The following is a 19,050-nucleotide window of genomic DNA, read 5'->3' as shown; positions in this document are numbered from 1 at the left end:
TTTCGAGAGGTGACGCATGACGATCCTGGTGACCGGCGCGACGGGCCACGTCGGCCGGCACGTGGTGTCCCAACTGGCCGCGCGCGGTGAGCGGGTGCGGGCGATGAGCCGGAACCCGGCCACCGCCGGTGTCCCGGCCGGCGTGGAGGTGGTGGGCGGCGACCTGCTGGACGTGCCGTCGGTGACCCGGGCGCTGGCCGGCGCGCACCGGCTGTACCTGTTCCCGGAGCCGCGTACGGCGGTCGAGGTGGTCGCGGCGGCGGTGCGCGCGGGCGTGCGGCGGATCGTGACGCTGTCGTCCGGGGCGGTGACTGGCGGCCTGGACACGGATTTCCAGCTGCCGGTCGAGCAGGCGGTCGAGGCGTCCGGGTGCGAGTGGACCCACCTGCGCCCCGGCGAGTTCGCGTCGAACACGCTGCGGCTGTGGGGCCCGTCGATCCGCGCCGAGCGGGTGGTGCGCCACCATCAGCCGGACTGGCGCGGCCTGCCGACCCACGAGGCGGACATCGCCGCGGTCGGCGTCGAGGCCCTGCTGGGCGAGGGGCACCACGGCCGGGCCTACGACCTGACCGGCCCGCACCGTCTCAGCGCGCGCGAGCAGGCCCGGTTGATCGGCGAGGCCCTGGGCGAGCCGATCCGGGTGGAGACGGTGACCGCCGAGCAGTCCCGCCGGATCCTGCGCGCCCAGGGCGGTTGGGCGGCGGAGAACGCCGACTTCCTGACCGGTTTCGAGTCCTACTCCCCCAGCGACGTGCCCGAGTTCACGGCAGAGGAGTGGGACCGGATGCTGGAGCCGCTGCCGACCGTCGAGCGGGTACTGGGCCGCCCGGCCCACACGTTCGCCCGGTGGGCCACCGACCACGCCAAGGACTTCCGTTGATCCTGGTGACCGGCGCGACCGGAACCGTGGGCCGCCACGTGGTGGCGGGGCTGCTGCGTGACGGCGCGCGGGTCCGCGCCCTCACCAGAACCCCGGCCACCGCCCGGCTGCCACCGGGAACGGAGATCGTCCCCGGCGACCTGGCCGCACCGGAGTCCTGTGTGGACGCGCTGTCCGGCGTGTCGGCGATGTTCCTGTTCCCCTTGGCGTACCTGACAAAGCCACTACGCCACCCCGCCGACACGGTGGACACCCGCCCGATCCTGCTGGCCGCCACCCTGGCCGGTGTCCGCCGCGTGGTCATGCTCGGCTCCTCGGCGGCCCTGCACGACCTCGAACACGCCGTCGAGTCAACGGCCAGGGAATGGACCATCCTGCGCCCCGACGAGTACGCCGCGAACCGCCTGGCCGACTGGGCCCCCATGGCCAGGGCCGGCAACGTCATCCACGCCGCGCATCCCACCGCGACCAGCGCCCCCATCCACGAACGCGACGTGGCGGAGGTCGCCGTCACCGCCCTGCTCACCGCCGGCCACCACGGTTGTCGCCACGTCCTCACCGGCCCCCAGGCCCTCACCGTCCGCGACCAGGTCGCGGCCGTCGCCGCCGGCATCGGCCGCCCCCTCAGGCTCGCGGAGATCACCCCGTCGCGAACCAGGGTGGCTCTCCCCGCCCCACTGGCCCACCCCACCCGCACCGTCGAACAGGTCACCGGCCACCCCGCCCGCACCCTCACCCAGTGGGCCGCCGACCACGCCCCCGCCTTCACCCGGCCCTCCCCCCACCATCCACAGCCGCACCGCCGTCCCCCCGGAACCGTCGGCCCCCACCGGTAAGCTGGTAACCGGGGGCCGGCGGCCAACCCAGCCCGTAAGCTCCTCCCGTGGGAGTCGCGGGGGTACTGCTCGCCGCCGGAGCCGGGCGGCGATTCGGCATGCCGAAGGCGCTCGTCCGCCTCGACGGCACCCTCCTCGTCGACCGCGCCCACCACGTTCTGCGTACCGCCGGTCTCACCCCGGTCGTCGTCGTCCTCGGCGCGTCGGCCACCGAGATCCGTGCCGCCGCGACACTTCCCTCAGACTCCTTCGTGGACAATCCACAGTGGACCACCGGCATGGGGTCGTCGCTGCGCGTCGGCCTCGCCGCCCTCGACGACACCGACGCGACCGCCGCGGTCGTCCTGCCGGTCGACACCCCGGGCGTGACCCCCGCCGCCGTCCGCCGGCTCGTCGCGCTCGCCGCCCCGGACGCCCTCGCCCGGGCCACCTACGACGGCCACCCGGGCCACCCCGTCCTGATCGGACGCGACCACTGGGCGGCCGTCACCGAGCAGGCCACCGGCGACGCCGGCGCCCGCCACTACCTGGCCGCCCACCGGCCGGTCCCGGTGCCGTGCGAGGACATCGCCACCGGCGACGACATCGACCGGCCCGAGGACCTGCCCGGCTGACCTCAGGCAGCCGTCGCCGGCTGGTTCGCGAACTGGGTCCGGTACAGGTCCGCGTACCGGCCCCCGGCCGCCAGCAACGTGTCGTGGTCGCCACGCTCCACGATCCGGCCGTCCTCGACGACCAGGATCTGGTCGGCCGCCCGCACGGTCGACAGCCGGTGCGCGATCACCAGCGCCGTCCGCCCGGCCAGCGCACTGGCCAGCGCCTCCTGCACCGCCACCTCGGACTCCGAGTCCAGGTGCGCGGTCGCCTCGTCGAGGATCACCACCTTGGGCTGGGCCAACAGCAACCGCGCGATCGTCAGCCGTTGCCGTTCACCGCCGGAGAGCCGGTAGCCGCGCTCGCCGACGACGGTGTCCAGCTCGTCGGGCAGCGACCGGACCATGGTCTCCAGCCGCGCCTTGGCGAGCGCGTCCCAGATCTCGTCCTCGGTCACCTCGGGCCTCGGGTAGGCGAGGTTCGCGCGGATCGTGTCGTGGAACAGGTGCCCGTCCTGGGTCACCACACCGACAGTGGCCCGCAGCGAGTCGAACGACAGCTCCCGAACGTCCACATCGGCCAGACGTACGGCGCCCTCGTTGACGTCGTAAAGCCGCGACACCAGCGACGCGATCGTCGACTTCCCCGCACCGGACGACCCGACGAGCGCCACCATCTGCCCCGGTTGGGCCCGGAACGAAACCTCGTGCAGCACCTCCTCGCCACCGCGCTTGTCCAGCACCGCGACTTCCTCCAGCGAGGCCAGCGACACCTTGTCCGGCGTCGGATACCCGAACCGCACGTCCACGAACTCGACGGCGACCTCGCCGTCGGGCACCGCCCTCGGCTCCTCCGCCTCGGCGATCATCGGCTTCAGGTCGAGCACCTCGAACACCCGCTCGAAGGACACCAGCGCGGTCATCACGTCCACCCGCACGTTCGCCAGCGCGGTCAGCGGTGTGTACAACCGGGTGAGCAGCAGTGCCAGGGCGACCACCGTTCCGGGCGCGAGCGCCCCGGTGATCGCCAGGTAGCCGCCGAGGCCGTAGACCAGCGCTTGGGCCAGAGCCGACACCAGCGTCAGGTTGGTCATCAACCAGCGCGTGAGCATCGCCGTGCGCACCCCGATGTCGCGTACCCGCCCGGCGCGACCGCCGAACTCCTCCGCCTCGACCCTCGGGTGGCCGAACAACTTCACCAGCGTCGCGCCCGGCGCCGAGAACCGCTCCGTCATCTGGGTGGTCATCGACGCGTTGAGCGTCGCGGATTCGCGTGACAGGTCGGCCATCCGCTGCCCCATCCGCCTCACTGGCAACACGAACACCGGCAGCAACACAAGCGCCAGCGCCGTCACCTGCCAGGACAGCGTCACCATCACAGCGACCGACAGCACCAGCTGGATCACGTTGGTCACCAGACCGGCCAGCGTCGAGGTGAACGCGCGCTGCGCGCCCATCACGTCGTTGTTCAGCCGGCTCACCAGCGCACCGGTGCGGGTCCTGGTGAAGAACGCCACCGGCATCCGCTGCACGTGCTCGAACACCGCCCGCCGCAGGTCGTAGATCAACCCCTCCCCGATGCGCGCCGACTGCCACCGCTCAGCCATGCCCAGCCCAGCATCAAGCACCGCCACGCCCGCGATGGCCACCGCGAGCCAGACCACCAACGACACGTCGTGCCCACCGACGATCGCGTCGACGACCTGACCGGCCAGCAGCGGCGTACTCACCGCGAGCACAGCCGAGATCACCGTCAGCGCCAGGAAGACGATCAGCTTGCCCCGGTGCGGCGCGGCGAACCGGTACACCCGCCGGATGGTGCCCTTCTTCAGCCCCTTGGGCGTGTCCCCGGCGCGCGCCGCTCCGCGCACGATGTGCCATGCGTTGTCCACATCCACCTCTTTCTCCCCCGCCCCCGACCAACGCCGCGGGGGCGGCCGGGCTTCCCGCTTACCCGGAGAGCGAACAGCCGGGTGCCCATCGGTAACCTGCCCGCGTGGAGCGGACGGGGCAGCGGGCACGTCGTCTCGACCTGCTCGTCTACGGGGTGAGCCTGGTCTTCGCGGCGGGCAACGCCCTGTTCTCGGAGTTCTACGGGTACCGGGTCTGGGGCAACTTCGCGACGGTCGGTTACGGGCTGGCTACCATGATCACTTGCGTCGCCCTATTCTCCAGTACCGGCCTCGGGCGCAGATCGAGCGTGATCACCTCCCGGTGGACCCCGGTCGCGCTGGCCGGGCTGCTCGCCGGCGTCGTGCCGCTGCTGGTGTTGGTGTTCCGCCGCTCGCCGAGCTTCGTGTGGGGGAACTGGCCGTGGGCGTTCCCGTCGCAGCCCGAGGTGTGGGTGGTGGAGCGTTCGGCGCGGCTGCTGTTGGAGAACGGCACGCCCTACCCGGACCTGACGCTGCTCGACCGCGCGGCGCATCCGGACGACTACACGCCCTACGGCCCGTCGATGACCGTGTTCGGCCTGCCGCGCGCGCTGCTCGGCGACGGCGCGCTGACCGACGCCAGGATCTGGTTCGCGCTCGGCACGGTGCTGATCGTCGCGCTGGCGCTGTACCTGCTGGGCTGGCCGCCGGTGCCGGTGCGGGCCGCGCAGTTGGCAGCGGTCAGCCCACTCACCCTGCTGACGCTCGTCGTGGCCGGCGACGACGTCCCGGTGATCGCGTTGATCGTGCTCGCCACGGTGCTCGCCTATCGCGCCCCGCCGGCCTGGGCCGGGCTCGTCGGCGCCGTGGTGCTCACGATGAAGCTGACCGCGCTGCCGGCGATCGCCGTGCTGCTGGTCGCGATCGCGGCCCGCCACGGGCGGCGCGCCGTGCTGGTCTTCCTCGGCGCGCTGGTCGCGGCGGGCGCGGTCATCACCGTGCCCGTGCTCCTGGTCGATCCGGTGTCGTTCGTGGAGCACGTGATCCTCTACCCCGCAGGGTTGGGTGCGGCGAGTTCACCGGCCGCCAGCCCACTTCCGGGACAGTTGCTCGCGTCCCTGGGCACGGCCGGGCACACCGCGGCGCTGGTCCTGCTCGCCGCGGCGGCCTGCGGTGTCGCCGCCTGGCTGGTGTTGCGTCCCCCCAGGGATCCTGCCGACGCGATGGCGCGGATCGCCACCGGTCTGGGCGTGGCGATCGTCCTCGCTCCGGCAACGCGGTGGGGCTATCTGGTCTACCCACTCGCGTTGTTCGGTGCGATGATCGGGTTCTCTTCCCTCGACGGTTCGGCTCGACCAACCTGGACTACCGCGGGCCCGACCGGTCTGGTCACGAACCCCGACTCCCGCGGCAGCCAACCCTGACGAGTTACTTCTTCTTCGTGCGCGTCGCGCCGCCACGGCCGCGGAGCGTCACACCGGATTCCGAGAGAACCCTGTGCACGAATCCGTAGGACCGGCCCGTCGACTCGGCCAGCGCACGAATGCTGGCGCCCTTCTCGTATTTCTTCTTGAGGTCAGCGGCCAGCTTGTCGCGCGTAGTACCGGTGATCCGCGCGCCCTTCTTCAGATCAGCCACGTCGTCCGCCTTCCGTAGCGTGGTGACGGAGGTTTCTGATACACCTGCCTTCGCAATGATCGAACACTGAGGCGTGGAATGCCAGGTGAGATCGAAAATAGCTACGAACTCGCGAACCTGTCCGTGGCGCGTTAGGCCAGCTGAACGAGTTCCAGGTAGTCCGGCGACCAGTGATCTTCGGTACCGTCAGGCAGCAAGATCACCCGTTCGGGTGCAAGCGCTTCGACCGCTCCCGGGTCGTGCGTAACCAGTACGACGGCTCCCGCGTAGCTGTGCAGCGCCTCCAGGACGCGCTCGCGACTGGCCGGATCCAGGTTGTTGGTCGGCTCGTCGAGCAGCAGCACGTTGGCCGCGCTGGAGACCAGTCCGGCCAGCGCCAGCCGGGTCTTCTCACCGCCGGAGAGCGTGCCGGCCGGCTGGTCGAGCTGCTCACCGCTGAACAGGAACGTGCCCAACAGCGAACGCAGCTGCTGCTCCGGCGTGTCGGGCGCGGCGTGTCGCACGTTCTGCCAGACCGAGGCCTCGTGGTCGATGGTCTCGTGTTCCTGGGCGTAGTAGCCAATGCGCAGTCCGTGACCGGGCACGACCTCGCCGGCGTCGGACTCCTCCATGCCGCCGAGCAGGCGCAGCAGCGTGGTCTTGCCGGCACCGTTGAGGCCCAGGACGACCACCCGGCTGCCGCGGTCGATCGCCAGGTCGACCCCGGTGAACACCTCCAGCGAGCCGTAGGTCTTCGACAGCCCGGACGCGGTGAGCGGGGTGCGGCCGCACGGCGCCGGCTCGGGGAAGCGGATCCGCGCGACCTTGTCGCCCTGGCGGACCTCCTCCAGCCCGGAGAGCAGCCGCTCGGCCCGCTTGGCCATGTTCTGCGCTGCGACGGCCTTGGTGGCCTTGGCCCGCATCTTGTCGGCCTGCTGCATCAGCGCCGAGGCCTTCTTCTCGGCGTTGGCGCGTTCGCGGCGGCGGCGCTTCTCGTCGGCGGCGCGGGCGTCGAGGTAGCGCTTCCAGCCCATGTTGTACGGGTCGACCACGCCGCGGGTGGCGTCGAGGAACCAGACCTTGTTGACCACGTCGGCCAGCAGCTCGACGTCGTGGCTGATGACCACGAGGCCGCCGTTGTGGCCCTTGAGGAACCCGCGCAGCCAGGTGATCGAGTCGGCGTCGAGGTGGTTGGTCGGCTCGTCGAGCAGCAGGGTGGTGCCGGTGCCGTCGCTGCCGCCGGTGTCGGCGGCGGCGAACAGGATCCGGGAGAGCTCGACGCGGCGGCGCTGCCCGCCGGAGAGGGTGGACAGCGGCTGGGCGAGCACCCGGTCGGCGAGGCCGAGGTTCGCGCAGATGCGGGCGGCCTCGCTCTCGGCCGCGTAGCCGCCGAGGGCGGCGAAGCGCTCCTCGAGCCGGCCGTAGCGGCGGATCTCGCGGTCGCGGTGGGAGTCGTCGACGTGCTCGGACATGGCCGACTGGGCCTTCTCCATGTCGCGCAGCAGCTGGTCGAGGCCGCGCGCGGACAGCACCCGGTCCTTGGCGCTGACGTCGAGGTTGCCCTCGCGCGGGTCCTGCGGCAGGTAGCCGAGTTCGCCGGTGCGGCGCAGGGTGCCCGCGTAGGGCTCGCCCTCGCCGGCGAGCACGCGCAGGGTCGTGGTCTTGCCGGCGCCGTTGCGGCCGACGAGGCCGATCCGGTCGCCCGGCTGGACCCGCAGGGTCGTGTCGGAGAGCAGGATCCGGGTGCCGGCGCGCAGTTCCAGGTCCGTGGCGGTGATCATGTTTCGGAGACTCCGGGATAGTGGTCGTGGGCAGGGCTTGGCCGCCCACCGGCCGTGGCCGGCGGGCTCGCCTGCCGCCTAGGCAGTCCGAACCACCACGTCCCCGAGTGTACGGGTGCTCGGCAACCGGTTTGCCGGCCACTCGTGCACTAAGCACCCGCTTAGCTAGAGTCTGCCCATGACTGCTGACTTCACGGGCAAGGTCGCGCTGGTCACGGGCGCGAGCCGGGGCATTGGCCACGCGATCGCGACCGAGCTGGCCCGAGGCGGCGCGGCCGTCACGATCTCCTCCCGCAAGCCCGACCAGATCGCGGCGGCCGGCGAGGAACTGCGCGGCCTGGTGCCCGGCGCGCGCGTGCTGGCCATCCCGGCCAACACCGGCGTCGACGAGGACCGCGAGCGGGTCGTGCGGCAGACCGTCGAGGAGTTCGGCTCGCTGGACGTGCTGATCAACAACACCGGCATCAACCCGACCTACGGTCCGCTGGCCGACGCCGACCTCAACGCCGTGCGCAAGATCTTCGACGTGAACGTGGTCGCCGCGCTCGGCTACGTGCAGCTCGCGCTGCGGGCGTGGATGGCCGAGCACGGCGGGTCGATCGTGAACATCGCGTCGGTGGCCGGCCTGCGCTCCTCCGGGCTGATCGCCGCCTACGGCGCCAGCAAGGCCGCGCTGATCCGGCTGACCGAGGAACTGGCCTGGCAGCTGGGCCCCGGCGTCCGGGTCAACGCCGTCGCCCCGGCGGTCGTGAAGACCAAGTTCGCCGAGGCCCTCTACGCCGACGAGGAACGCGCCGCCGCCGGCTACCCGATGAAGCGCCTGGGCGCCCCCACCGACGTCGCCGCGCTGGTCGCCTTCCTCGCCTCGGACCAGGCCTCCTGGATCACCGGCGAAACCGTCCGCGTCGACGGCGGCATGCTCGCCACCGGCGGCCTGTCCTGACCCTCGACCCCGGCGGGCCGGCTCAGCTGAGAAGGTCGGCGAGGGCGGCGACCGAGCGGCGGAGGTCGACGCGCAGCGCGCGGCCGATGGCCAGACCGATCGGGCCCAGGACCGGGCCGCCGGTCACCTCGGCGTCCACGGTGACCGTCGCCCGGTCGGTGCCGTCGGGGCGCACGGCCAGGTTCAGCGAGATCCGGACGCCGCCGACACCGGTTCCGGTGATGCGCAGGCCCTTGGGCGGGGCGTAGCGCTCGATGCGCCAGTCCACGCGGTTGCGCAGGCCCATCACCGACACCACCGACGTCACCGTGGTGCCCTCGCCCAACTCGTCGGGCAGGTCGCTTCGCCAGCCGTCGTGCAGGGTCAGCCATTCGCCGAAGCGGGACAGGTCCGCCGCCGTCTCCCACGTTCGCGCGGGGGACGCCGGCACCAGAACCGACGCGTGCACGTGGGCCATCAACCCTCCCGTGCCGGCAGGCCGGCGGCCACGAAACCCAACAATGCCACGACGTCCAATGTAGACAGCTCAACGAACGGGGCCGCCGCCGGCCATGGTGAACCGGCGGCGGCCCTGGTCAGCGACCCGTCAGCGACCCGTCAGCGGGCCGTCAGGCCGTCACGGCGTGACGTACCCGTTGAGGTGCAGCGACACCGCACGGATCGAACCGGTGTCGGCGGCATACAGGTCGAACGCGCTGAACGTCCACGTGCCGTCGACCCCGTCGGCGCGCAGGCCGCCGAGGGCGTCGTCGGGACCCCACGTGCCGGTGTAGGGCGCCATCGCCGAGCTCAGCGACGAGAACCGGGTCTCGGCCCCGTCGTCGAACACCGCCTGGCAGATGTTGTTGCCACTGCCGCCGGCGCCGGCGAACACCTGGGCGGTCCTGCCCGACGGCGAGGTCAGCAGACCGACCAGGTCCGACACGTAGGTGTGGTCCAGACCGACGGTCGTCGCGCCGGTCGCGGTCGAGCAGGTCTCGCCGTCGATCGACAGCGACAGCCGCGACGCGCGGCCCACCCCGCTGACCTCGATCGGCACGCTCACCCCGACCGTGCTGGCGTCCGGGATCGCCACCGGCGCACCGGCGTAGCCGAAATCGACCGTCACGTTCGACGGTTCACCGACCTCCGCCGAGATCGACGTGGTCGTCGGCGACAGCGCACCGGCGTAGGTCACCCGGGTGGTGAGCACCAGCGGCACCCCCGGCTGGTGCGAGGCCGGCAACGTCACGCTGAACGACCGCGACACCTCCTGGCCCTTCTCGATCGCGCCGTAGGAACGCGACCTGGGCGTGATCGTCACCCCGGGCGTCGGCGAGGTCAGCACCACGCTGGTCGACAGCGCGGTCGCGTCACCGGTGTTGACCACCGGCAGGTCCACCGTCGCGGTGTCGCCGGGATGCAGGTACGCGCCGCCGTCGGCCGGGTTCACCGACACCTTGCCGGCGTGCGCGTAGGGCTGCGGGCTGGCGCCGGTGTAGGCCAGCACCCGGTCGGCCAGGATCACGCCGTGGCCGCTGCGGCCGTCGACGCCCGGCGCGACGATGTCGATCGCCGTGCTGGTCAGCGCCTCGCGGACCTCGGCCGGGTCGATGCCGGGGTTGCCGGACAGGACCAGGCCGGCGATCGCCGCCGCGTGCGGGGCCGCCGCCGAGGTGCCGTAGAACAGCTCGAACCCGTCGACGCTGGTCGCCACACCGTCGGCCGCGGTGATGTCGGGCTTCTGCCGCAGCTCGCCGCCGGTGGAGCTGACGTTCCCCGGCGTGATCGGGGTGCCGTCGGCCTCGTAGAAGACCCGGCGCGGGCCGTCGGAGCTGAACCTCTCCAGCGCGGTGTTCTCGTCGTAGGCTCCCGGGAACGGGCCGCGCGGGTTCGGCGGGTCACCCGGCTCCAGGCTGCGGGGGAACGCCGCGTCGGCCGGGGCGGCGGCGACGCTGAACGCGCCCCTGGCCGCCGAGTGGCCGAAGGTCACGCCGGGGGTGTTGAACGCCTTGAGGCCGTCGGCGGAGTCGGCGAACCGGCCGCGCAGCGCCGAGAGCGACAGGTAGCGGTCGGCGCCGGTGAACTTCACGATCGCCAGCCGCAGGCCCGAACCGCCGAAGAACGGCGTGTCCACCCGCTCGTACGGGTCCTCCGCGCCGAGCTGGTAGTTCTGGCTCGCGTCCACCACGTTGCCGGCCGCGTCCAGCAGGTACAGGTCGTAGTCGTTGCTGGAGGCGCCGAGCGGGTCGGACCAGTTCAGCAGCACCGGCACGCCGGCCGAGGACGCGGCGGAGATCGGTTGCAGTACCTGGGTGTTCGCCGACGGGTCGAAGTCGTGGGCGTAGCCGGCGTACTTGCCGATCAGCTGGCCGGAGTTGACGTAGTCACCCTCCCAGTGCGCGGCGGTGCCGTCGACGGTGTTGCCCTCGTTGCCGGCCGAGGAGAAGTACAGCGCGCCGTCGGCGATCACGTCGTTCACGGCCTGGGCGATGATCCAGTCCTGGAACGGCGCCTCCTTGAAGTAGATGACGTCGTCGACGATCACGTCGCACTCGCCCTGGAAGCGCAGCGCGCGGATGTTGTCGGCGAAGCTCGCGTCGCTGGTGAACGCCGTGGCGAAGCCGAGTTCGGCGTTGGGCGCGATGTCGTGCAGGATCTCCAGCATCGCGGTGCCCTCGTCGCCGGAGCCGGCCTGCGCCGCCAGCACGTCCACGGCCGGCAGTTCGCCGGCGGCCTGGGAGGTGGCCAGCGAGTCGACGCCGTCGGACAGGGCGCACAGCTTGACGCCGACACCGGTGACGCCGATCTCCTCGCGGGCGGTGTCGGCGTTGTGCGCGCGGTCGCCGGCGCTGTTCACCGGGCCGGCGCGGTCGGCCAGGGCGGCGCGGGTGTTCGCGGCGATCCTGGCGGCCTTCTCGTCCTTGGACTCGGCCTTGGCCGGCGCGGCCGGCGCGGCACCGGGGTCGAGTTGGCGGGCGGTCATGGCGCCGCCGGCCTCCTCGACCCGCTTGACGTCAGCCCGGGCGGCGAGCGTGCCCAGTGCGGCGAGCGGCACGTCGGCGCGGATGCTGCCGTACCGGTTGGACACCGCCTTCACGTCGGCGCCGAGACCGGTCAGGGCCTTGAGCAGTGCCGGGGAGACGGTGGCGCGAATGTCCACCGAGGTCTTGTCGCCGGCGACCGTGATCCCGTTCTGGAGTCGCGGCAGCGCCGAGGTGGTCGCGCGGTTGGTGCGCGCCTTGAGCGCCACCAGCAACGCGCTGTCCAGTTTGGCCTCGGTCTTGGTGGCGTTCTTCTTCAGTGTCTGCAGGGCACCGATCTGCCGGGCCGCGTTCGCCTCGGCCTTCTCGGCGGCGGTGTCCCGCGGCGGCGCGGCTGCCGCCGGGCTCGCCATTCCGACCACGGCGAGCAGACACGCCGCCGTGGTCAGCAAGGTACGTGGTCTTCGTGAGGGTTTGCGCACGGATCCTCCGCGAATCCTGGGCCGTGCCCCCGACACACGACGGACCGACACCGGTTGCCCCCGGCCGCGACCAACGTATGTTTGGAAGGTTCCCCACCACAGCGGCCATTCGGCGCAACCACACGCTTCGTGTGTTACCAATTGCCTGCTGTTAGCGAACTACAGCACGAAAGCGTCTGACCACGGTTGTGCGGTTCGCCCGGACAGGGCGTCCAGCAGGGAGGAGGCCTGACTGTCGGTGAGCGACGCCACGAAGTCGATCACAGCCCGTCCCCGTGCCAGTTCACGGATGCCGGCCTCGCCCTGGGGCGGTTCACCGACCGCACCGACCAAAGTGGACGAATCGGTCGCGGCCAGCTCGCTGTACTCCTCCTCGGCCAGACCGACCAGATCCTGGAGCCGGCGCGGCAGCCGGTCGGACTCGTAGCGGTCGGCGAGCCACTGCTCGAGCGCGCGCACCAACGCGGTCAGCAACCGGGCCTGACCTCGTTGGTGCAGCGCGAGATCCGGACGAAGCAGGACGAAGCGCCGGTGCACGAACTTGAGCACCTGCACCTCGTGCCACTGCGCCGACCCGAGCAGCACGTGCCCGGCGCGGTTCGGCGGGTCCAGCACGACGCTCATGCCGTCGATCAGCCGCGCGGTCCAGCCGGCGGAGAACCGGCCGACGGCCTGCTCGGCCTCCACCGAACCGTCGAACGGCGTGGTGAGCAGGTTGTCCACCAGCTCGGCCCGCACCCGCCGCACGGCCGCGACGAACGCCTCGTCGTTGACGATCCACGAGTCCCGCCGGTGCAGCCGCCGGCGCAGGATCTCCAGCGAGTACCCGGGGCGGCGGGCCCGCTGCGCCAACAGCTGGTCGTCCAGTTCGGCCAGTTCCAGCGCGGCACCGACCCAGCGGCCAAGCTCGGCCGCGACCGGGGCGTGCTGCAGGACCCCGATGCGGTGGAAGTCCTCCAGGTCGTGGATGGCGTAGGCGATGTCGTCGGCGATGTCCATCACGGACGCCTCGACCGTCTGCTGCCAGGGTGCGAGGCGGGCGGCGAACGGCGCGCGGGCCTGGGCCAGATCGTCCAGTTCGGTCACGTAGACGGAGAACTTGCTGGAGCCGGTGCCCTTCTCCCCCGACGGCTCGGACGCCCCACGCGGCGGGTCGTCCATGCCCCGGGGATGCGGCCGCGGGTGGCTCAGGCGGGTCCACGGGTACTTGAGCATCGCGGCCCGCACGGCGGCGGTGAGGTCCAGGCCCTTGCCGCTGGGCCCGCCGGTGTCGGTGGTGGTGACGATGCGCAGGCTCTGCGCGTTGCCCTCGAACCCGTCGGGCAGGCCGAAGCGGTGGCGGGCGAGCCGGTCGAGGACCTGCTCACCGAGATGCCCGAACGGCGGGTGCCCGAGGTCGTGGGCCAGACCCGCTGCCTCGACGACGTCCGGGTCGCACCCGCCGAGCTTGTCCAGCTCCGGAGCAAGCCGGGGGTCGGCGATCAGCCGCTCGGCGATGGCCCTGGCGACCTGGGCGACCTTGAGGCTGTGGGTCAGCCGGTTGTGCAGCAGGCCCGACCCGCTGACGCTGACGACCTGGGTGACACCCCCGAGCCTGGCGAAGAACGGGGAGGCGACGACCCGGTCCCGGTCGGCGCGGAACGGGCTGGCGGCCAGGTCACCCGCGCTGGTCCCGTACCGCCTGGACGCGCGCTGCTCGGCGAGATCACCCACACGGGTCACTCTAGGCTGAGACGGTGATCGATGTCCTGGTCGGGGGCGCCGGGCCCGCCGGCCGGGCGATCGCCTCGGCGTGCGCCGCACAGGGCCTGGCGACCGCGCTGGTCGCCCCCCGACCCGACGCGCCGTGGCCGGCGACCTACGGCCTGCTCGCCCACGAGACGGCGCTGCTGCCACCGACCGCCCGCTACACCACGGCCACCGCCCACGTGCACGCCGGCGGGGCGCGGCGACTGGCGTGGGACTACGCCGTGCTGGACAACGACAGCGTCCGCGCCGCCCTGACCCACCCCGAGGTGACCGTCCTGGACGGTCGGCTGGCCGACCGGCTCGGCACCGCCCGGGTGGTGATCGACGCGACCGGCGCCCACCGGCCGGGCCGTACGGCGGTCGAGCAGACCGCCTACGGCGTCGTGGTCCCCGCGCGGACCGCCGCCGCCCTGGTCGGTCCTGGCCAGGCCGTGTTCATGGACTGGCGCCAGCCGGCGCCGGGGCCACCGACCTTCCTCTACGCCATCCCCCGCCCGGACGGCCAGGTCCTGCTGGAGGAGACCTCGCTGGCCAGCCGTCCCGGTCTCGGCCTGGCCGATCTGCGCGAACGGCTGCTCACCCGGCTCGCCGCGCACGGCATCGACCCCGGCGACGCGCCGGTCGACCGGGTGCGTTTCCCGCTGGAACGACCGGCGGTGCGGACCGGCGTCATCCCGTTCGGGGCCGCCGCCGGGCTGGTGCACCCGGCCACCGGCTACAGCGTCGCCGACTCGCTGCGGCTGGCGCCGGTGCTCGCCAGGGCCATCCGGCTCGCCGGTCCGGCACGGGCCGGGCGGGCGGCCGGGCGGGTGCTGTGGCCGCCGGCCGCGCGGGCGGTGTACCGGCTGCGGCGGGCCGGGCTGGGCACGCTGCTCGCGCTGCCGGCCGACCGGACCGCCGAGTTCTTCGGCCTGTTCTTCGGGTTGCCGCCGAGGCTGCAACTGGCGTTCCTCGGCGGTCGCGACGACCTGGCCGGCAACGTCGCGGCCATGGCCACCATGTTCGCGCGCGCGAGCCCCCGGCTGCGTCGCGCGATGGCGCTCCGCCGCTGACCCCGCCGACTAGACTCGCCCGGATGGTGCGCTACCGCCCCGGCCAGGTGGCCGAGCAGACCGGCTTCAGCCTCGACACCCTGCGCTACTACGAGCGCATCGGCCTGCTCGACGGCATCGAACGTGACTCCGGCGGGCGCCGGGTGTTCGACGACAACGACCTCAACTGGCTGCGCATCCTGCGCTGCCTGCGCGACACCGGCATGCCGATCTCCCGGATGGTCCGCTACGCCGAACTGGCCAGGGGCGGTGACGAGACCATCGCCGAGCGGCTCGCCCTGCTCGAGGAGCACGACCGGGACATCAACCGGAAGATCGAGCTGTTGCTGGCCGAGCAGGACCACATCCGTGCCAAGATCTCGAACTACCGCCGGGCCATGGCGGGCACCGCACCGGAACTGGCTCCCGCACGGGAGGGCGCATGACGACACCGGACCCGCCCCAGGGCGGCGACGAACCGACGGGCCCGTCCCCGATCGAGGACTTCTTCCAGGAACCCCTGCCGGCCGCGCCCCCACCGCCCGGACCGCCCGTGCCCGTGCGCGCGCCCCGCCGGCCCGCGTACTACGTCGGGCTGACCGTCGCGGTGATGCTGGTGATCGGCCTGATCGCCGGCCTGGCGGTGCTCGCCACCGCGCCCCCGGTGACCCGGGTCGCCGGGACCCCCTCGGCGCCCGACGTCGTGGAACCGCCGACCGGCACGGAGTCCGCCCCCGCCGAGGCCACCACCACCGCACCGCCGGCCACCGGCGAGGACCCGTACGCGGAGCTGGCCACCCACCCGCTGTCCACGGGGACCGCCACCATGCCCGACCAGACCTGCGCGCTGCCGAGGTTCGACCCGGCCGACGCCGCCCAGGCCAGCTTCTACCAGGCCGTCGCGGTGTGCGCGGACACCGCGTTCGGCGCCCTGCTGTCGGCCAACGACCTGTCGCCGGTCCCCGTCGAGGCCGTCACCGTCTACACCGGACCGGTCGAAACCCCGTGCGGCACCGTGGAACCGACCAGTCCGGCGACCCAGTGCGCCGGCACCGTCTACATGACACCCGCGCACCTGCGGGACACCGAGGGCAACGACCGCTACCCCGGCCGCTACGTCGGGGTGTTCCTACGCGAGTACGCCAAGGCACTGCTGGAGACCGGCGGGCTCGGCCCCCTCTACGAGAAGGTCGACGGCGACATCGCCGGCCGGATCGCCGACCAGGCCACCTGCCTGGCCGGCATCGCGTCCGGCGCGATGGACGGGCGCGGCGCGGTGGACGACAACATCACCGGCGAGATCCGCGCCCGACTGTCCGAAGTGGACGCTACGGAGGACGCGGCCACCTGGCTGGCGAAGGGTTCCGACACCCGCCAGCTGGCCGCGTGCAACACCTGGGTCTAGAGGGTGAAGCCGAGGGCGCGCAACTGCTCGCGGCCGTCGTCGGTGATCTTCTCCGGACCCCACGGCGGCATCCAGACCCAGTTGATCCGGAAGTCGCTCACCAGCCCGCCACCGGGACCCGCGGTCAGCGCGGCCCGGGTCTGGTCCTCGATCACGTCGGTCAGCGGGCAGGCCGCCGACGTCAGCGTCATGTCCAGGGTCGCCGTGTTGTCCTGCTCGACCCGGATGTCGTAGACCAGCCCGAGATCGACCACGTTGATACCCAGCTCGGGGTCGACCACGTCACGCATGGCCTCCTCAAGGTCCTCGACCGCGGCCACGTCCGCCTTCGGCGCCGGCGGCTCGGGCAGCGACTCGACGCCCCGCTCGGTGCTCTCGGTGCTCATCGGTCAGCAACTCCTTCGACTCGGGACACCGCGTCCTTGAACGCCATCCAGCCCAACAGCGCGCACTTCACCCGCGCCGGGTACTTCGCGACACCGGCGAAGGCCACACCGTCCTCCAGCACGTCCTCGTCCGGCTCGACCTGACCCCGCCCCTGCACCATCTCCACGAACGCGTCCATCGTGGACAGGGCGTCCTGGACCGAGCGCCCGGTGACCAGGTCGGTCAGCACCGACGTGGACGCCTGACTGATCGAACAGCCCTGGCCCTCGTAGGACACGTCGCCGACGGTCGACCCCGCGAGCGCCACCCGCAGCGTCACCTCGTCCCCACAGGTCGGGTTGACCTGGAAGGACTCCGCGTCGAACGGCTCGCGCAGTCCCCGCCCGTGCGGGTTCTTGTAGTGGTCCAGGATGATCTCCTGGTACATCGACTCCAGGTTCATCCGAAGACCTTCTTCACCCGGTCCAGCCCCGCCACCAGCGCGTCCACCTCGGCGCGCGTGTTGTACAGGTAGAACGACGCCCGGGTGGTCGCCGGAATTCCGAAGCGCACGACCGCCGGCCGCGCACAGTGGTGGCCGACCCGCACCGCGATGCCCTGCTCGTCGAGGATCTGCCCGACGTCGTGCGGGTGGATGCCCTCCAACGAGAACGACACCTCGGCGACCCGGTCGGTCGCGGTGTTCGGGCCGATCACCGTCAGGCCATCGACCTCGGCGAACCGGTCGATGACGTAGGCGGTCAGCTCGTGCTCGTGCGCGGCGATCGCCGCCATCCCGACCGAGGTCAGGTAGTCCACGGCCGCGCCAAGGCCCACGGCCTGCGCGATCGGCGGCGTGCCGGCCTCGAACTTGTGCGGCGGAGCGGCGTAGGTGGACCGCTCCATCGTCACCAGCTCGATCATCTCGCCACCGCCGAGGAACGGCGGCAGCTCGTTGAGCAGCGGCAACCGGCCCCACAGCACGCCGATCCCGGTCGGGCCGAGCATCTTGTGCCCGGTCACCGCGACGAAGTCGGCGCCCAGCGCGGCCACGTCCAGCGGCAGGTGCGGCGCCGACTGCGACGCGTCGACCAGCACCAACGCGCCGACCTCCCGCGCCCGCCGGATCACCACGTCCACCGGGTTGATCGTGCCGAGCAGGTTGGACACGTGCGTCAGCGACACGATCTTGGTCCGCTCGGTGATCACGCTGTCCAGAGTGGACAGATCGAGCCGGCCCTCCTCGGTGATCCGGAACCACCGCACCGTCGCGCCGGTGCGCTCGGCGAGCTGGTGCCACGGAACGATGTTGGAGTGGTGCTCCATCTCGGTGATGACGATCTCGTCACCGGGACCGACCCGGTGGTCGGGACCGGCCTCACCGAGCACCCTGGCGACCAGGTTGATCGCCTCCGAGGTGTTCTTGGTGAAGATCACCTCGTCGCGGCTGGGCGCGTTGATGAACCTCGCCATCCTGTCCCGCGCACCCTCGTAGAGCGCCGTGGCCTCCTCGGCCAGGGCGTGGATGCCACGGTGGACGTTGGCGTTGTGCTGCTCGTAGTACCCCACGAGCGCGTCGATGACCTGGCGCGGCTTCTGCGACGTCGCCGCGTTGTCCAGGTACACCAACGGTTTGTCGCCGTGCACGAGCCGGGACAGGATCGGGAAGTCCTTGCGGATCGTCTCGACGTCCAGCGGCGCGGTGGTGGTGGTCACCTCAGGAACCTCGTTTCGAGAGCGCGGATCAGCCGATCGCGGCCGGCTCCTGCTTGCCGGTGAACCGAACGTAGCCGTGCTCCTCGAGCTGGTCGGCGAGCTCGGAACCACCCGACTCGACGATCCGGCCGCCGGCGAACACGTGCACGAAGTCCGGGGTGATGTGGCGCAGGATCCGGGTGTAGTGGGTGATCAGCATGATGCCGACCTCGCCACCGGCCTTGACCCGGTTGATGCCCTCGCTCACCACGCGCAGCGCGTCGACGTCCAGACCGGAGTCCGTCTCGTCGAGGATCGCGATCTTGGGCTGGAGCAGGGCCAGCTGCAGGATCTCGTGGCGCTTCTTCTCACCGCCGGAGAAACCCTCGTTGACCGAGCGCTCCGCGAAGGCCGGGTCGATGTCCAGCTCGGCCATCGCCTCCTTGACCTCCTTGACCCAGTGCCGCAGCTTCGGCGCCTCGCCCCGGACCGCGGTGGCCGCGGTACGCAGGAAGTTCGACATCGACACGCCCGGCACCTCCACCGGGTACTGCATCGCGAGGAACAGGCCGGCGCGGGCCCGCTCGTCGACCGACATCGCGAGCACGTCCTCGCCGTCGAGCGTCACCTCGCCCGAGGTCACCTCGTACTTGGGGTGCCCGGCGATCGCGTAGGACAGCGTGGACTTGCCGGACCCGTTGGGGCCCATGATGGCGTGCGTCTCGCCCGCCCTGATGGTCAGGTCGACCCCGGACAGGATCTCCTTGGACGTCTCGTCGGTGGCGACCGAGACGTGCAGACCCTTGATCTCCAGCGTGGACATGTCGTGCGTTTCTCC

The 19,050-nt window shown here is 72.0% G+C and carries 18 protein-coding genes; 8 read left to right on the top strand and 10 right to left on the bottom strand.

Features of this window, described 5'->3' with window-relative positions:
• Positions 1–16: 16 nt before the first annotated feature.
• Genes BLA60_RS00915 through BLA60_RS00905 form a run of 3 tightly spaced genes read left to right on the top strand, consistent with a single transcriptional unit; the run spans position 17 to position 2,330 of the window.
• The gene (locus BLA60_RS00915; protein WP_075130740.1) at positions 17–880 is read left to right on the top strand and encodes an SDR family oxidoreductase; all 864 of its coding nucleotides are present in this window, start codon (positions 17–19) and stop codon (positions 878–880) included.
• Between the two features lie 5 nt (positions 881–885).
• On the top strand, positions 886–1,716 hold the full coding sequence (locus BLA60_RS00910) for an NAD(P)H-binding protein (protein WP_245811816.1): 831 nt from the start codon (positions 886–888) through the stop codon (positions 1,714–1,716).
• A gap of 47 nt (positions 1,717–1,763) precedes the next feature.
• Positions 1,764–2,330 carry a nucleotidyltransferase family protein gene (locus BLA60_RS00905; RefSeq protein WP_075130738.1) on the top strand — a complete coding sequence of 189 codons (567 nt, stop codon included), beginning with the start codon at positions 1,764–1,766 and terminating at the stop codon, positions 2,328–2,330.
• A gap of 2 nt (positions 2,331–2,332) precedes the next feature.
• Here BLA60_RS00905 and BLA60_RS00900 read toward each other — a convergent pair whose 3' ends face one another.
• Complete coding sequence (locus BLA60_RS00900) at positions 2,333–4,201, bottom strand: ABC transporter ATP-binding protein (protein ID WP_075130737.1); 1,869 nt, start codon at positions 4,199–4,201, stop codon at positions 2,333–2,335.
• 104 nt (positions 4,202–4,305) lie between these two features.
• Here BLA60_RS00900 and BLA60_RS00895 point away from each other — a divergent pair, with 104 nt between their 5' ends.
• The gene (locus BLA60_RS00895; RefSeq protein WP_075130736.1) at positions 4,306–5,604 is read left to right on the top strand and encodes a glycosyltransferase family 87 protein; all 1,299 of its coding nucleotides are present in this window, start codon (positions 4,306–4,308) and stop codon (positions 5,602–5,604) included.
• A gap of 4 nt (positions 5,605–5,608) precedes the next feature.
• Here BLA60_RS00895 and BLA60_RS00890 read toward each other — a convergent pair whose 3' ends face one another.
• Together BLA60_RS00890 and BLA60_RS00885 are read right to left on the bottom strand one after the other, a co-directional pair.
• The gene (locus BLA60_RS00890; RefSeq protein ID WP_075123504.1) at positions 5,609–5,818 is read right to left on the bottom strand and encodes a helix-turn-helix domain-containing protein; all 210 of its coding nucleotides are present in this window, start codon (positions 5,816–5,818) and stop codon (positions 5,609–5,611) included.
• A 131-nt stretch (positions 5,819–5,949) separates the two neighbouring features.
• On the bottom strand, positions 5,950–7,578 hold the full coding sequence (locus BLA60_RS00885) for an ABC-F family ATP-binding cassette domain-containing protein (RefSeq protein WP_075130735.1): 1,629 nt from the start codon (positions 7,576–7,578) through the stop codon (positions 5,950–5,952).
• Positions 7,579–7,756: 178 nt separating this feature from the next.
• Between BLA60_RS00885 and BLA60_RS00880 the strand changes: the two genes are divergently transcribed.
• On the top strand, positions 7,757–8,521 hold the full coding sequence (locus tag BLA60_RS00880) for an SDR family oxidoreductase (protein ID WP_075130734.1): 765 nt from the start codon (positions 7,757–7,759) through the stop codon (positions 8,519–8,521).
• Between the two features lie 22 nt (positions 8,522–8,543).
• On the opposite strand, the gene BLA60_RS00875 is transcribed toward BLA60_RS00880, so the two are convergent.
• From BLA60_RS00875 to BLA60_RS00865, 3 genes are all read right to left on the bottom strand, one after another.
• On the bottom strand, positions 8,544–8,978 hold the full coding sequence (locus BLA60_RS00875; RefSeq protein ID WP_075130733.1) for a type II toxin-antitoxin system Rv0910 family toxin: 435 nt from the start codon (positions 8,976–8,978) through the stop codon (positions 8,544–8,546).
• 159 nt (positions 8,979–9,137) lie between these two features.
• On the bottom strand, positions 9,138–11,936 hold the full coding sequence (locus BLA60_RS00870) for a S8 family peptidase (RefSeq protein ID WP_245811778.1): 2,799 nt from the start codon (positions 11,934–11,936) through the stop codon (positions 9,138–9,140).
• Between the two features lie 189 nt (positions 11,937–12,125).
• Positions 12,126–13,679, bottom strand: a complete 1,554-nt coding sequence (locus tag BLA60_RS00865; RefSeq protein ID WP_075130731.1) for a deoxyguanosinetriphosphate triphosphohydrolase family protein — start codon at positions 13,677–13,679, stop codon at positions 12,126–12,128.
• 23 nt (positions 13,680–13,702) lie between these two features.
• Between BLA60_RS00865 and BLA60_RS00860 the strand changes: the two genes are divergently transcribed.
• The 3 genes from BLA60_RS00860 to BLA60_RS00850 are packed head-to-tail and all read left to right on the top strand — an operon-like array spanning position 13,703 to position 16,151.
• The gene (locus BLA60_RS00860) at positions 13,703–14,767 is read left to right on the top strand and encodes a lycopene cyclase family protein (protein WP_075130730.1); all 1,065 of its coding nucleotides are present in this window, start codon (positions 13,703–13,705) and stop codon (positions 14,765–14,767) included.
• 23 nt (positions 14,768–14,790) lie between these two features.
• Positions 14,791–15,192, top strand: coding sequence for a MerR family transcriptional regulator (locus tag BLA60_RS00855; RefSeq protein WP_075130729.1), 402 nt, complete (start codon positions 14,791–14,793; stop codon positions 15,190–15,192).
• Positions 15,189–16,151 carry a hypothetical protein gene (locus BLA60_RS00850; RefSeq protein WP_075130728.1) on the top strand — a complete coding sequence of 321 codons (963 nt, stop codon included), beginning with the start codon at positions 15,189–15,191 and terminating at the stop codon, positions 16,149–16,151. Before BLA60_RS00855 ends, BLA60_RS00850 begins: the two co-directional genes overlap by 4 nt.
• Here BLA60_RS00850 and BLA60_RS00845 read toward each other — a convergent pair.
• From BLA60_RS00845 to sufC, 4 genes are read right to left on the bottom strand one after another with little or no spacing between them, the layout of a single operon-like run.
• Entirely contained in the window at positions 16,148–16,537 is a 390-nt protein-coding gene (locus BLA60_RS00845) for a metal-sulfur cluster assembly factor (RefSeq protein ID WP_075130727.1), read from the bottom strand. The two genes, BLA60_RS00850 and BLA60_RS00845, sit on opposite strands and share 4 nt — an antisense overlap.
• Positions 16,534–16,980: a Fe-S cluster assembly sulfur transfer protein SufU gene (gene sufU, locus BLA60_RS00840; RefSeq protein ID WP_075130726.1), complete on the bottom strand. Its 447-nt coding sequence runs from the start codon at positions 16,978–16,980 to the stop codon at positions 16,534–16,536. Before sufU ends, BLA60_RS00845 begins: the two co-directional genes overlap by 4 nt.
• On the bottom strand, positions 16,977–18,233 hold the full coding sequence (locus tag BLA60_RS00835) for a cysteine desulfurase (protein ID WP_075130725.1): 1,257 nt from the start codon (positions 18,231–18,233) through the stop codon (positions 16,977–16,979). The genes sufU and BLA60_RS00835 overlap by 4 nt, the downstream gene beginning before the upstream one ends.
• Positions 18,234–18,261: 28 nt before the next feature.
• Positions 18,262–19,035 (bottom strand): Fe-S cluster assembly ATPase SufC, encoded by a 774-nt coding sequence (gene sufC / locus BLA60_RS00830; RefSeq protein ID WP_075130724.1) that lies wholly within the window; start codon positions 19,033–19,035, stop codon positions 18,262–18,264.
• Between the last annotated feature and the right edge of the window lie 15 nt (positions 19,036–19,050).

The organism is Actinophytocola xinjiangensis (genome assembly GCF_001921215.1).
GTDB lineage: Bacteria > Actinomycetota > Actinomycetes > Mycobacteriales > Pseudonocardiaceae > Actinophytocola > Actinophytocola xinjiangensis.
Note: the sequence above shows the minus strand (reverse complement) of the source record. Positions and strands in the feature narration are given on the sequence as shown.

Coding starts and splice junctions, on each gene's coding strand:
- BLA60_RS00850 (WP_075130728.1), top strand. CDS start 15,189: ATGACGACACCGGACCCGCCCCAGGGCGGCGACGAACCGACGGGCCCG.
- BLA60_RS00915 (WP_075130740.1), top strand. CDS start 17: ATGACGATCCTGGTGACCGGCGCGACGGGCCACGTCGGCCGGCACGTG.
- BLA60_RS00855 (WP_075130729.1), top strand. CDS start 14,791: ATGGTGCGCTACCGCCCCGGCCAGGTGGCCGAGCAGACCGGCTTCAGC.
- sufU (WP_075130726.1), bottom strand. CDS start 16,980: ATGAACCTGGAGTCGATGTACCAGGAGATCATCCTGGACCACTACAAG.
- BLA60_RS00885 (WP_075130735.1), bottom strand. CDS start 7,578: ATGATCACCGCCACGGACCTGGAACTGCGCGCCGGCACCCGGATCCTG.
- BLA60_RS00880 (WP_075130734.1), top strand. CDS start 7,757: ATGACTGCTGACTTCACGGGCAAGGTCGCGCTGGTCACGGGCGCGAGC.
- BLA60_RS00875 (WP_075130733.1), bottom strand. CDS start 8,978: ATGGCCCACGTGCACGCGTCGGTTCTGGTGCCGGCGTCCCCCGCGCGA.
- sufC (WP_075130724.1), bottom strand. CDS start 19,035: ATGTCCACGCTGGAGATCAAGGGTCTGCACGTCTCGGTCGCCACCGAC.
- BLA60_RS00845 (WP_075130727.1), bottom strand. CDS start 16,537: ATGAGCACCGAGAGCACCGAGCGGGGCGTCGAGTCGCTGCCCGAGCCG.